The organism is Streptomyces sp. NPDC050704 (genome assembly GCF_040654355.1).
In the GTDB taxonomy this organism is placed as follows: Bacteria; Actinomycetota; Actinomycetes; order Streptomycetales; family Streptomycetaceae; genus Streptomyces.
In genome coordinates, this window is sequence record NZ_JBFAHW010000123.1 from 18,334 (window position 1) to 30,411 (window position 12,078).

The 12,078-nt window shown below is 68.8% G+C and carries 11 protein-coding genes and 2 pseudogenes; 9 read left to right on the top strand and 4 right to left on the bottom strand.

Annotation, left to right across the window (positions count from 1 at the left end; translation table 11 throughout):
* Window positions 1-27: 27 nt before the first annotated feature.
* Together AB0I18_RS42990 and AB0I18_RS42995 are read right to left on the bottom strand one after the other, a co-directional pair.
* Window positions 28-684 (bottom strand): response regulator transcription factor, encoded by a 657-nt coding sequence (locus AB0I18_RS42990; RefSeq protein ID WP_363111223.1) that lies wholly within the window; start codon window positions 682-684, stop codon window positions 28-30.
* Window positions 681-1,832, bottom strand: coding sequence for a sensor histidine kinase (locus AB0I18_RS42995; protein ID WP_363111224.1), 1,152 nt, complete (start codon window positions 1,830-1,832; stop codon window positions 681-683). The genes AB0I18_RS42990 and AB0I18_RS42995 overlap by 4 nt, the downstream gene beginning before the upstream one ends.
* Before the next feature lie 274 nt (window positions 1,833-2,106).
* On the opposite strand from AB0I18_RS42995, the gene AB0I18_RS43000 reads away from it, so the two are divergent.
* The 4 genes from AB0I18_RS43000 to AB0I18_RS43015 all read left to right on the top strand — a co-directional run bounded on the left by AB0I18_RS43000 (window position 2,107) and on the right by AB0I18_RS43015 (window position 6,226).
* The gene (locus AB0I18_RS43000; protein WP_363111225.1) at window positions 2,107-2,475 is read left to right on the top strand and encodes a peptidase inhibitor family I36 protein; all 369 of its coding nucleotides are present in this window, start codon (window positions 2,107-2,109) and stop codon (window positions 2,473-2,475) included.
* 18 nt (window positions 2,476-2,493) lie between these two features.
* Complete coding sequence (locus AB0I18_RS43005; RefSeq protein WP_363111226.1) at window positions 2,494-3,438, top strand: hypothetical protein; 945 nt, start codon at window positions 2,494-2,496, stop codon at window positions 3,436-3,438.
* A gap of 545 nt (window positions 3,439-3,983) precedes the next feature.
* Window positions 3,984-5,231, top strand: a complete 1,248-nt coding sequence (locus AB0I18_RS43010; RefSeq protein WP_363111227.1) for an MFS transporter — start codon at window positions 3,984-3,986, stop codon at window positions 5,229-5,231.
* 98 nt (window positions 5,232-5,329) lie between these two features.
* A complete protein-coding gene (locus tag AB0I18_RS43015) occupies window positions 5,330-6,226 on the top strand; it encodes an aminoglycoside phosphotransferase family protein (RefSeq protein ID WP_363111228.1) in 897 nt (298 codons plus the stop codon).
* 431 nt (window positions 6,227-6,657) lie between these two features.
* On the opposite strand, the gene AB0I18_RS43020 is transcribed toward AB0I18_RS43015, so the two are convergent.
* Complete coding sequence (locus AB0I18_RS43020) at window positions 6,658-7,248, bottom strand: amino acid transporter (protein WP_363111229.1); 591 nt, start codon at window positions 7,246-7,248, stop codon at window positions 6,658-6,660.
* Window positions 7,249-7,363: 115 nt separating this feature from the next.
* Between AB0I18_RS43020 and AB0I18_RS43025 the strand changes: the two genes are divergently transcribed.
* Window positions 7,364-7,684 (top strand): hypothetical protein, encoded by a 321-nt coding sequence (locus AB0I18_RS43025; RefSeq protein ID WP_363111230.1) that lies wholly within the window; start codon window positions 7,364-7,366, stop codon window positions 7,682-7,684.
* A gap of 91 nt (window positions 7,685-7,775) precedes the next feature.
* Here AB0I18_RS43025 and AB0I18_RS43030 read toward each other — a convergent pair whose 3' ends face one another.
* On the bottom strand, window positions 7,776-9,020 hold the full coding sequence (locus AB0I18_RS43030) for an MFS transporter (RefSeq protein WP_363111231.1): 1,245 nt from the start codon (window positions 9,018-9,020) through the stop codon (window positions 7,776-7,778).
* Between the two features lie 26 nt (window positions 9,021-9,046).
* On the opposite strand from AB0I18_RS43030, the gene AB0I18_RS43035 reads away from it, so the two are divergent.
* From AB0I18_RS43035 to AB0I18_RS43050, 4 genes and pseudogenes are all read left to right on the top strand, one after another.
* Window positions 9,047-9,571, top strand: a complete 525-nt coding sequence (locus AB0I18_RS43035) for a CGNR zinc finger domain-containing protein (RefSeq protein ID WP_363111232.1) — start codon at window positions 9,047-9,049, stop codon at window positions 9,569-9,571.
* Between the two features lie 176 nt (window positions 9,572-9,747).
* A pseudogene (locus AB0I18_RS43040) lies at window positions 9,748-10,679 on the top strand (IS256 family transposase); the annotation flags it as partial.
* A 222-nt stretch (window positions 10,680-10,901) separates the two neighbouring features.
* A pseudogene (locus tag AB0I18_RS43045) lies at window positions 10,902-11,047 on the top strand (12-oxophytodienoate reductase); the annotation flags it as partial.
* A gap of 300 nt (window positions 11,048-11,347) precedes the next feature.
* A complete protein-coding gene (locus AB0I18_RS43050) occupies window positions 11,348-11,962 on the top strand; it encodes a hypothetical protein (protein ID WP_363111233.1) in 615 nt (204 codons plus the stop codon).
* The last annotated feature ends 116 nt before the right edge of the window (window positions 11,963-12,078 follow it).

The following is a 12,078-nucleotide window of genomic DNA, read 5'->3' on the forward strand; positions in this document are numbered from 1 at the left end:
AAATGAGGCTGACCGAGCACTCACTCTTTATCCGCCCGGGGTCACGAGGCCCGATTCGTATGCCACCACCACCGCTTGTGCTCTGCTGCCCAGGTCCAGCTTGGTCATCGTGCGGTTGAAGTGCGTCTTCACGGTGGCCTCGCTGATGTAGAGACGGTCAGCGATCTCCAGGTTGGACAGGCCGCGTGCGATCAGTTTCAGAACCTCCCGTTCGCGGCGGGTCAATGCCTCCAGAGCAATGGGCTGCTCGCTCGCGGTCTGGCGCGCGTACGCCTCGACCAGGCGGCGGGTGATGCTGGGCGCGAAGAGCGCATCGCCACCGCCGACCGCCGCCACCGCGGCGAGCAGCCGTTCCGGGCCGGAGTCCTTGAGGAGAAACCCGCAGGCGCCCGCGCGCAGCGCCCCGTACACGTACTCGTCGAGGTCGAAAGTGGTCAGCACGAGGATTCGGGGCGTGGGATCGGCAGCCTGGGCGAGGATGCGTTCGGTGGCCTCGATGCCGTTCATGCCGGGCATCCGGATGTCCATCAGGATCACCTCAGGGGTGGTCTCGGCGGCGAGCGCCACAGCTTCCGCACCATCGCACGCCTCGCCGACCACCTCGATGCCGGGTGCGGCGCGCAGCAACCCCGCCAGCCCGGCTCGAATAAGGAACTGGTCATCCACGACGAGCACTGTGGTCATGTGGCGGCGTCGTCCCCCTGCACGGCGGCCCGCGCGGAGGTCGGCAGAGTCAGCCGCACGGCGAAGCCACCTTGCTCCTGCGGGCCGATGCTGATCTGCCCGCCGTAGAGCTTGGCCCGCTCCCGCATGCCAAGCAAGCCATGCCCGCCGTCGGTGCCTACTCTGTCTGGAATCACCCCCTCTCCGTCGTCTGTGACTGAAACCGTCACCTGGTGCGGTTCATACCTCAGCCGTACCTCCGCACGCGCACCCGGCGCGTGTTTCACGACGTTGGTGAGCGCTTCCTGCACCACGCGGTAGGCACACAGATCCACGCCGGGGGCGAGCGCGCGCGGAGTGCCCTCGGCGGTCAGGGATACCGGGACGCCGCCGGCGCGGACGCGTGCGGCCATCTCATCGAGGCGGGCCAGACCCGGCATCGGGCCGGCCGGCGCGCCGTCGTCGTCGGCGCGCAGCACCAGGAGCATGCGGCGCAGCTCTTCGAGGGCCTCTCTGCCGGTGGCGTCGATGGTGTCCAGTGCGGTCCGCGTCATCTGGCGGTCGGTGTCGAACACGAAGCGGGCGAGACCGGTCTGCACGGAGATCACGGACATGTGGTGGGCGACGACATCGTGCAGTTCGCGGGCGATCCGGCCGCGTTCCTCGGCCACCTCGCGCCGGGCGCGCTCGGCCTGTTCCCGGCGCAGCTGCCGGGTCAGCTCGGCCAGGTGGCGGGCGACCACGCCGAACCGCCACAGCACCGCTGGGTAGACCACGGCCTGCCCGACGACGGACGGCCAGGAGTCGGTGTGGTTCACCGCGCCCGCGTAGATCCAGGTTGCACCCATCAATGCGGCGCAGGGGACGGAGATGCGCGATGGACGCAGTGAGGCGACGGTGTAGACGGCGAGCATGGGGCCGAAGCTGCACACCACCGGCCAGTAGCCGGCGGTGATGTACACCAGCCAGGTCCCGTGCACGAGGCAGCAGACCACGACCGGGGCCCGGCTGCGGAGCACGAGCGGCAGGTGGACCAGGACCACCAGCGCATAGGCGGTCGCGTCGAGCGAATGCTGCCCCTGGCGCGCGGCCTCCGGCCCCAGCAGCACGGCCACACTGGTCAGCGCCGCCGCGATCAGCACGTCGACTGCCAGGGGCCGGATCCGCATCGCAGCAGCGTAAGCCCAATCTGACAGGCAGGCGTCAAACTTCCGCCGTACTACGGAAGTTGCAGGAACCAGATGGCTACCGCGCTGGTCTGCGCGGGAGTTCAACCCCGTGTGGGACGCGGGTCTCACGGGGCGAACCGTACGTTCTGGGATCACAAGGCCGGGCAATCACCGGCACCGCACCGCACGACCACCATCACGTCGGCAAGCGGCCGCGAGAGACACAAAAAACGGGGCGGCCCACGACGGGATGGTCACCGATCAAGGAGAACTCATGCGCAAGCGCACCATCACCATGCTCGCCGCCACAGCAGGTCTCGTCGGATCCGGACTCGCCATCGCTCCGGCCGCCCAGGCTGCGCCCGCCGGTTGCAACTCCGGAGCGCTCTGCGCGTACGCCGGCGCCAACTACTCCGGCGGCACGCCGCAGCGGGTCTACGAGGACAACGCCAACCTCACGCAGTACGGCTACTTCTACTACATCCAGGGAGGATCGCTGTACAACAACGGCCGCCAGTGCAACGTGACCGTCTACACCGGGAAGAACGGCACCGGGTCGGGATACAAGCTCAATCGCGGCACCGGATGGGCGAACATCGGCTCCAACCTGCCGCACATCTCGTCCAACTACTGGTGCCGCTGACTCTCCCACGCACCTGCCATGAGGAACGCAACCCGCACGGCGCTCGCAGCGCTGTTCCTCGGGGTCCTCGGTGCCGCCGGCTGCACGCAGTCCGGCGGCACCACCCCCGACCCTGTGCTGCCGCGCCCCTTCGACGGCGCCCTCTCCTACGACCAGCGGGAGAGGCAGGTCCTCCACACCGCCGACGAGCGCCTCGTCGCTGACTGCATGCGGCGGCGCGGCCTGAGCTACGAACCGCAGCCGCTCGCGACCGGCGGCACCGACCCGCAGGACGTCAACCCCTACGGCCTGCTGACTACCACCCAGGCCCGTCAGGACGGCTACGGCATCACCAGCGCACGGCTGGCCGCACGCCCCCTCGCCGACCCCAACCGGGACCGTGCCCGCGATCCGGGGTGGAGTCGGGCACTACTCGGCACCAAGAGCCATGAGGTTCGCATCAGCCTGCCGGGAGGGACCGAGTTCTTCTACAACAGCGATGCGTGCGTCACCCAAGCCCGACAAGCGCTGTACGGAGCCGACTACGACCGACTGTCCAGCAAGTACCAGGTGCTGTCCAACCAGGTCATCACTGCCGTCCGCAACGACCCGCGCTATCAAAGTGCACAGCGCCGGTGGGCGCAGTGCATGCGTGCGGCAGGTGTCACCGCAACGTCCCTGGACGACCCGCGCAGCTTTGTCGAGCAGCGCCTCAAACGGGCCGACTCCCAGTCGAGACAACTGCACGACGTCGCCAGGTACGAACTCAAGGTGGCCGGGCAGGACGCCGACTGCCAGCGGACAACCGGCCTGCCCCGTACGGTCGCCGAGGCGCAAGCCCACGCCGAAACAACTGGTGCGGGCGTCCGGACAACCGACCTCAGGCGCCTGCGCGGCCTCCGGGCCGCCGCCATACGCCGGGCAACCGCGCCGCCCACGGCACCAGCGGTACGGGAAGGCAGTGGTCGCGAGGTCACCGGGTGATCAGGCTGCCTGCGGCTGACACGTACGGGCTGGTGTCGAGTACGTTGCGGCGACAGGACGCGCCCGCCACAACTTCCCCCGCGCCTGTCGTGCCACCCGTGCGTAGTCATGCGATTCCCCCTCCATGGGCACCGTGTGCCGGAACCGCGAAAGCGACCACGAATTGCTCCTCCGACACGACCGAAGCGCCCAGGCGGTCTCAGGACGGCGCCATAAGTGGCTCTGATATGCAGTCAGTTCTGAGAATATGGCGCGGCTCTTGAGAACCTACAGCTGGTGCTCTCGGGGCCGTCGCGGATTAGGTCTGCCATGCCCCGTCCCGTGTGGACCGGCGCTATTTCCTTTGGCCTGGTCACTTCTCTGTACTGGGCCCGCTTGTCAGGGCGCGGGCGGCGGACCTGGACCGCGGTGCCGTCGATCCGCAGGGCCACGCCTGCCGCGCCGGCGTAGGCGTCGTCCAGGGGCCAATGAGGGGGCAGCGGCACACTTGGCCCGGTCGTAAAATCCGTTGACGGGCGCGCTGCCCAGTCCCGACGATCAGGCGCATGTCTGCCGTCCTGGTGCCTCTGCGCCACCGCCCGTTCCGTCACCTCTTCATCGGTACGACGGCCAACCTGCTCGGCAGCGGGGTGGCGCCGATCGCCCTGGCCTTCGCCGTGCTCGACGCCACTGGCTCGGTCGGCTCGCTCGGGTTGGTGGTCGGCGCCCACTCCCTCACCAGCATCCTCTTCCTGCTGTTCGGCGGGGTTTTGGCGGACCGGCTGCCGCGCGGCCCGCTGCTGGTCGGCAGCAGCCTGATCAGCGCCGCGAGCCAGGCGGTGATCGCCGCCCTGGTCCTCACCCACAATGCCGCCATCCCTCTGCTCATGGTGCTCGCCGCGGTCAACGGGGCGTCGGGTTCCTGCTATCAGCCTGCCGCCCAGGCCCTGCTGCCGCAGACCGTGCCGGCCGAGTCCCGCCGCGCCGCCCTCGCGCTCTCCCGGATCGCGGGCAGCAGCGCGACGATCGTGGGCGCCTCGCTGGGCGGCGTGCTGGTCGCCGCGGTCGGCCCCGGCTGGGGCCTGGCCGCCGACGCGCTCAGCTTCGCGCTCGCCGCCGCGGCCTTCGCCCTGGTCCGCGTCCAGGCCACGCCGCCCGCGCCCAGCCCTGGCCTGGTGCATGAACTGCGCGTCGGCTGGCAGGAGTTCACCTCCCGCAGTTGGGTGTGGGTGATCGTGGTGGCGTTCTGCTTCTTGAACGCCGGCGTCACCGCCTCGTTCACCGTCCTCGGCCCGGCTGTCGCCGACAGCACCGGGATCGGCCGCACCGGCTGGGGCCTGGCCCTTGCCGCGGGCTCGCTCGGCGCGGTCGCCGGCGGCGTTCTGTCGCTGCGCTGGCGGCCCCGGCGCGCGATCCTGGTCGGCTGCGCGCTGATGGGCCTGACGGCGACGATCCCGCTGCTGCTCGCGCTCGCCCCGTACACCTGGCTGCTGGTCGTGGCCAACTTCGTGGCGGGCGTGGGCGTCGAACAGGCCGGTGTCGCCTGGTACTCGACCCTCAACGAGCAGATCCCCGAGGACCGCCTGGCCCGCGTCTACGCCTACGACGACCTCGGTTCCTACCTCGCGCTCCCGCTCGCCCAGTTCGCCGCCGGACCCGCCGTGGTCCTCCTCGGCCTCCGTGCCACCCTCTACGCGGCCGCCGCGCTCATCCTCCTCGCCACCCTCGCCATGGTCGCCACCCCCTCCATCCGCGCCCTGGCTCCGAAGACCGCACAACCGCTGCCCGCCTCCGAAGATCCGGTGCCTGGCTGACAGAGCGACTCTGACGCGGGTGATGCCAGAGGAGTCACAGCCAGATGTTCCGGAGAGCGAGAGCCGCTCCGCCTGCCGCCTCGGTACTGTGACTTCGCATGACCGGCACTGAGATCGAGATCACCGCAGACCTGGTGCGCGACCTGCTGCAGGAGCAACATCCAGACCTTGCGGGGCTGGCCGTCCGCGAGGTGGCAGGCGGCTGGGGCAACCAAATGTGGCGCCTCGGGAACGAGTTGGCCGTGCGTATGCAGCGCATGGACCCCACCCCGGAGCTCCAGCTCAAGGAGCGGCGGTGGCTACCCGTTCTGGCCCCGCGCCTGCCGCTCCGGGTGCCGACGCCGGTGCGGTTCGGTGAACCGTCCGAGCGCTTCCCCAGGTACTGGACCGTGATGACGTGGGTTCCCGGCGAGCCGCTGGACCACAGCTCGATCAGCCGCGGCGCCCACGCGGCCGACACACTGGCGGGCTTCCTCCAGGCGCTCCACGTGGAGGCGCCCGCCGAGGCGCCGATCAGCTCGGACTTCGGCGCTCACCCCAAGAAGTGCACGGACGGCTTCGACTACTTCTTTGCAGCCGTTGGCCCCGGCGGCATTGCCGACGAGGTCCGGGCCGTCTGGGACGACGCCGTCGCGGCCCCCGAGTGGGACGGCCCGCCGGTATGGGTGCACGGTGACCTTCATCCCGCGAACGTGGTCGTCTCGGACGGAGCGCTCTCGGGCATCGTCGACTTCGGTGCCATGTGCGCCGGCGACCCGGCCTGGGACCTCGCCGCCGCATGGGTGCTGCTACCCGCGGGCACGGCCTCACGGTTCTTCGCCATGTACGCGGATGCAGATGAGGCGGCGATCCGGCGCGCCCGTGGGCTGGCCGCTATGAAGAGCCTCTTCCTGATGCTCATGGGGCAGAACGGAGATCGGGGTCTTCCTGGTGGCAAGCCGCACTGGGGACCTGTAGGGCGGGCGGCACTTGATCGTGTTCTGAAGGGCGTTTGATGCGCGCTTCTTTGAATTTGTTCTCGAACTTGGTTGAGGGTCATGCGGCAGCCCACCCTCCGTGGGTTCATCGATCACCACGCGTGGTGGGGATGCCAAGGTCCACGGCCGTATGCTGCCCGTGGCTCCGATCGAGCTGGCGGAGCCTCTCCTCGGCGCCAGCCAGACTGACCCGGAGTCCTTCGACCTCCCCGAGCCAACCCTCGCGCTCGGCCTCGGCGATGCGGGCAACGGGGTTGTCGCGGATCTCCACCAACCGGCCGCGCTGGGCCGGGTCCGGCCGGAGGAGCGAGCAACGAACACGAGCTTGACCGAACTTGCGGTGTGTGGCTCAGAGCCCGTCTGCGCGCCCGATTAGGTCACTCTGAGCGGACCCTGGCGAATTGGGGCCACCGGGGATCCCGGGCGTGTCGCCAATCGTGTTGCTGGGATCACCGCAGCAGGCGGTCGGCCCATGGATGTGGTCCGTAAGCCTCGGTGATGGCGTGGGCGAGCCAGTGTCGCTGGTCGTCAGTGAGCGCGGGCAGGGCTGCGTCGAGGTCTGCTTCGTCCTTGGGCCGCGGCTCCTTGGCCTTGTAGAAGAGTTGCACCTCCGGTGCGAGGTAGGGGATACCGTCGGCGGAGATCAGGCCGAGCGTGTCGATCGGACGACGTACTCGCGGATCACGGCGTGATACCCACTCCTGGTCGTGGGCTTCGTCGAGCATGATCTGGATGCGCCAGGGTTCGCCTGGCCCTGGCTGGCACCAGATGTCGTGAACGTTCCGAGGTAGAGCCTCGCCAGATGCCCACGGGCGCAGGCTCCCCGGTGGATCGGCGGCCCACCACTTCCAGTCCGGCAGAGCCTGTTGCACGGCGAGCTGGTCGCGCCGCAGTACCAGGACGTCAACGTCGCCGTGATCTCGGATGCGGTGGCCCACCGCGAGTTCAATGGCGAAGCCACCCGCCACCCACCAGGGAGTCTGCAGGTCGCAGAACCGGTCAGCGACTTCGGCAAGGGACGCAGGATCCCATCTGTTCACTCGCGGGGTTGCGGTGGCAAGGTGAATGACTGTTCAGAAGGCGCTGAGTTCGGCGTGGCCGCAACCTCGGGAGCCGTACGCGCCTCGCCGTTCCAAGCTGGATCCGTTCAAGCCGGTGATCGACCAGATGCTGCTGGCTGATCTGGATGCGCCGAGGAAGCAGCGTCACACGGTGGTCCGGATCTATCGCCGGTTGATCAACGAGCACGCGATGGGCGATGTGTCCTACCAGGTCGTGCACGCCTACGTCGCCAAGTGGAAGCCGGAGATTCGGGTCGAGGCCGGCCGTGGCCCGGCGCAGGTGTTCATCGAGCAGTCGCACCTGGCCGGCGCCGAAGCCGAGGTCGACTTCGGCGAGGTCGCGGTCCGTTTGCGGGGCGAGCTGGTGAAGTGCCATGTGTTCTGCCTGCGGTTGTCGTTCTCCGGGAAGGCATGATCGTTTACGAAGAACACCGTCACCCACGTCGCCGAAGAGGCATCCGCAGGCCTCGGCTGGAGCGCGCGAAGGGGCAGTGGTCCAAGGCATGTCAGCGGGTGCGGAGCTCCGCCCCGGCCGTGACCGCCAGGGCGACGACGGTGAGCAGGCACAGCAGTGCCCAGGCCGGGGTGAAGCTGCTGGTGAGGTCGACCAGCAGGCCCAGTACGGGCGGAACCGTGACGATAGCGATCTGGTTGACGGACATGGCCAGACCCAGGACGAAGCCAGTCCTGCCCGGTGGGGCCGCTTCGGTGACGTAGGCGACCCACGGGCCGTACCAGCCGAAGCCGAAGAAACCGAGCCAGACGAAGACGCCGGAAGCGACGACCGGTGCCCTCCCGGCCGGTGTCATCAGCACGGCCAGCCCGGCGATCACGGCGACCATGCAGACCAGCACGATGGCATAGCGCCCGGACCTGCTCCGGTCGCTCCATGCCGCCAGGCAGATCCGGCCCGCAACGCCCGCACCCTGGGAGGCCACCAGGATCAGGGCCGCCTTCCCGGCGCCGACCGATGACGCCTGGTGGAGGTGGAGCACCGCCAGGATGCCGACGCCGTACTGCACCGAGATCAGGCTGGTTCCCGACAGCATGATCTTCACTGTGGACGGTTCACGGAGCATTCGCAGCCGGGCGCGGAGCTGTGCCACGAGTTGGTCCGACGGTTCCTTGTCCTGCGGGGCGGGCAGTGTGGGTGGCCGACGGTAGCAACCCATGAAGAGGCCGGCTCCAAGCAGCGCGACGAAGCCACCGGTCAGCAGTGTCGCCCGCCAGCCGAACTCCTCAGCGACGAGAGGGAGTACGGCCGAGGCGAGCGCCGCCCCCAGCGGCAGCCCAGCCTGCCGGATACCCATGGCGAAGCCGCGCTGTGACGCGTCGAACCAAGACGCCACCGACTTGCTCCCACCCGGCTGGACGGTGCTGTATCCCACGCCGACCACCAACAGCGTGACCAGCAGGGCCGTGTACCCCGGCGCCAGGCTCCCCGCGCCCAGAGCCAGCCCGACCGCGCCGGCCCCGATCCCGACCACCCAGCGCTCGCTGTAGCGGTCCAGTAGCTCGCCGGCCACCAGCAGCCCGGCCAACGGCACGAGCTGGGCCGCCGAGATCAGCAGACCCAGCTGCGCCGTGCTCAGGTCCAGGGCGCGCTGGAGGTGGACGCCGAGCGCTCCGATGCCGCCCACGAAGAAGCCGGACGTGGCCTGCGTGAAGGTGGCGATGCCCAGCACGATCCAGCGATAGCGCCACGGGTCGCGGGCCTGGGGTCCGGCACGTCCGGCAGTTCGTTGTGTCATGCCGACCACACTGTTGTAATGGCCTTATGCTACTCAACCCTTACGGTGAGGATGCGGTGAACCTGGCCGCGGAGCTGGCCAACCGCCGGCCTGAGAGCTTGGATGAGCTGGCAGACCGCTGCCGCGCCGCCGGGCTCATGCTGGAGCGCCCGGCAACAGCGGACGATCTCGGCCGCACCCAAGCCGCACTCGACGCCTGGGAGAGGGTCGTCGACGCCGCCGGGGAGCAGGAGCGCGCCGAGCTGCTGAACCGGATGCTGGCCGAGGCCGCCGCCTACCCGCGGCTGACCTCCCACCCCGGTACCGGCTGGCATCTGCACTACCGGGACGCGGAACAGCCGCTCGGCTCCGTACTGTTCACGCTGTTCGCGGTCGGTACCGCACTGCATCTGGCGGGCCGGGGCATGCACCGGCTGCGACGCTGCGAGACGACCGAGTGCGACACGGCCTTCGCCGACACCTCGCGCACCGGACGGCAGCGCTACTGCTCCCAGCGCTGCGCCAACCGCGATGCCGTCCGCAGACACCGGGCGCGAGCCGCGCTCCCCTGACCAGCCCGCCGTCCTCACCGCTCACCTGCGGGACTTCCTCGATGGCCAGCCGTGACGCACCGAGATCCGATGACCTCTACTGGCGGACGCCCGTACACCGACACACGGCTGCGCGGCTCTGCCACCAGTTGCAGAACGCCACAGATCACCGATTCCGCGACCGGCACGATGACCGCATCCGACAGTCGCCCCTGCACGCCCTCGCGGAAGGCAACCTCGCCGCGGCGATTCCCGACCTGCTGCGCGCGATGGTCAAGACATTCGCCGACGCAGTCATGTCCGCGGAGGCCGACGCTCTCTGCAACGCTCAATACCGCCAGGTCAGCGAAGGGAGATGAAGAGAGTCGACCACCGTAACGGCTACCGCCCGCGCGAGTGGGACACGAGAGCCGAGACCGTTGAGCTGGCCATTCCCAAGCTACGGCAGGGCAGTTACTTCCCGTACTGGCTCCTCGATCGGCGCCGCCGGGCCGAACAGGCCCTCATCTCGGGTGTCGCCATCGCCTACCTGTTCGGTGTCAGCACGCGCCGGGTCGAGACGCTCGCCGAGTCCCTCGGCGTCACCCAGTGGTCGAAGTCCCAGGTCGGTGCGATGGCCGAGCACCTGGACGAGCAGGTCGCCGCGTTCCGTAACCGGTCTCTGGACCAAGGGCCTTACACCTTCGTCTGGGTGGACGCACTGACCCAGAAGGTCCGCGAGGCCGGCCGGACCATCAACGTGCACGCCCTGATCGCGGTCGGTGTCAACGCGGACGGCCGCCGCGAGATCCTCTGTATTGACGGCGCCTCCGGCGAGGACGGTGCCGACTGGCCGGCCTTTCTGCGCTCCCTGGTCGCACGCGGCCTGTCCGGCGTCCAGCTGGTCGTCTCCGACGCCCATGCCGGTCTGGTCAACGCGACCGGCGCGGTGTTGCCCAGTGCTTCGTGGCAGCGCTGCCGCACTCTCCCTCACGCCCTGAACGGGCGCGGGGGCACCCCCATCGCCCGCGCGTTGCTGAGCCAGGTGTCCAAGTCCGCCCAGCCGTGGGTGGCCACGCTGCTGCGGACCGTCTTCGACCAGCCCGACACCGACGCCGTCCAGACCCAGATGCGGCACGTCCTGGAAGCCACGTTTCCCAAGGCCGCAGCCCACTTGGACACCGGGGCCTTCCTTGGTGCAACCCTTTACGTCTCACGGACGGTCGGGCAACCTGGGCGAGCCTGTGTTGCTGCGCCGATCATGTGGGCCGGGTGCTCCTGGAGTTCGTTCGCGCACACCGCGCAGCCAAAGTGATATCCGCATCGCGGAGAACCCTGCCGTTACCCATCGGGGCAGTGAGGGTGCCCAGTCATGTTCGAGAATGCGAAGTCCACTCTTGACGACTTGTTTCGCCCGTTCACCCTGAACGGTCTCACCGTGCCCAACCGCTTCATGACGGCGCCGATGACGCGGGAGTTCTCCCCGGGGGTGTGCCGACCGACGACATGGCGTCCTATCGTCCTATGACGAGCGGCGTGCTGGCTGCATAACTCTCAACGAGTGTCGTTTGTCGATGAGTTCGGATGTCATCCGAGGGCATGTGAGCCTCTGAATGCCGGTGAGTTTCGATGTCACTCGGGTGCCCGGAAGAGCATCGGTAGGTCGCTTGCGCTCTCATCTGCTACCGCGGCCTGGTGACGGCGAAGCCGTAAACCATTTCTCCTGCCAGTCGGCGGTGGGAGAAACTGGCCACGAGAGTGGGTAACGAGATCGTCGGGCGTCGCCCATGCCGCACCGGCACCGGCGGGAGGAGGGTCATGGCGAGACCCGCGGTCGGGGCGGCTTTGCGCCGCTGCGCGGAATGCGGCGGATACGAGTACGGCGGCGCGCCTGCCTGTACCTCTTGCCGCGCACTGGTGGACGGCATCGTGGAAGAGGAATGGTCCGCCTTTGGTCGCCACTGGGACGTCAGCGGCGACCAGGACGTTGTGCTGGCCGAGATGGTGGCGGCCGAACCCGACCGTCACGACTGGCGCGTGGTCGACGCCGCGCTCGACAGACTGGTCTGCTCCGAATGCGGTGACCGGCTCAGCCGCGGCCCCGTCGGCTGTTCCGCCTGCGATCTGGCTCATGGCTTCCGCTACGCCGCGATCGAGACGGACCGGCCGGGTGTCCCGCCGGGCAATGAACACGCCATCCGGGTCAACGTCTCGGTCGTGCGTCGGCCACAGGGCACCTCCGAAAATGAAGTCCTTGCTCGGCGCCTGCTGCTCCCAGTCCTCCTGATAGGTCTCCTTCCGGCCACCGAAGAGGCGCAGAGGATGAGTGCCTTGATCAAGAGGAGTTCCCCGACACAGAAGATCTACCTCATTGAGCAGGCCATCGAGGAAACGCTCCGGCGCCAACGCTCCGGAAGTCGCCCTTCCAACTGAGATGATCTCTTCAGCTGGCTGTCGCACCGGCTCGTGCCCGGGTCTGTGCGAGACGGTAGGAGTCCGTGCCGGTTTCGATGATGGCCGCATCGACATCCCGGCATGGTGGTCCCGGC

Coding starts and splice junctions, on each gene's coding strand:
- AB0I18_RS42990 (WP_363111223.1), bottom strand. CDS start 684: ATGACCACAGTGCTCGTCGTGGATGACCAGTTCCTTATTCGAGCCGGG.
- AB0I18_RS42995 (WP_363111224.1), bottom strand. CDS start 1,832: ATGCGGATCCGGCCCCTGGCAGTCGACGTGCTGATCGCGGCGGCGCTG.
- AB0I18_RS43000 (WP_363111225.1), top strand. CDS start 2,107: ATGCGCAAGCGCACCATCACCATGCTCGCCGCCACAGCAGGTCTCGTC.
- AB0I18_RS43005 (WP_363111226.1), top strand. CDS start 2,494: ATGAGGAACGCAACCCGCACGGCGCTCGCAGCGCTGTTCCTCGGGGTC.
- AB0I18_RS43010 (WP_363111227.1), top strand. CDS start 3,984: ATGTCTGCCGTCCTGGTGCCTCTGCGCCACCGCCCGTTCCGTCACCTC.
- AB0I18_RS43015 (WP_363111228.1), top strand. CDS start 5,330: ATGACCGGCACTGAGATCGAGATCACCGCAGACCTGGTGCGCGACCTG.
- AB0I18_RS43030 (WP_363111231.1), bottom strand. CDS start 9,020: ATGACACAACGAACTGCCGGACGTGCCGGACCCCAGGCCCGCGACCCG.
- AB0I18_RS43035 (WP_363111232.1), top strand. CDS start 9,047: ATGCTACTCAACCCTTACGGTGAGGATGCGGTGAACCTGGCCGCGGAG.
- AB0I18_RS43050 (WP_363111233.1), top strand. CDS start 11,348: ATGGCGAGACCCGCGGTCGGGGCGGCTTTGCGCCGCTGCGCGGAATGC.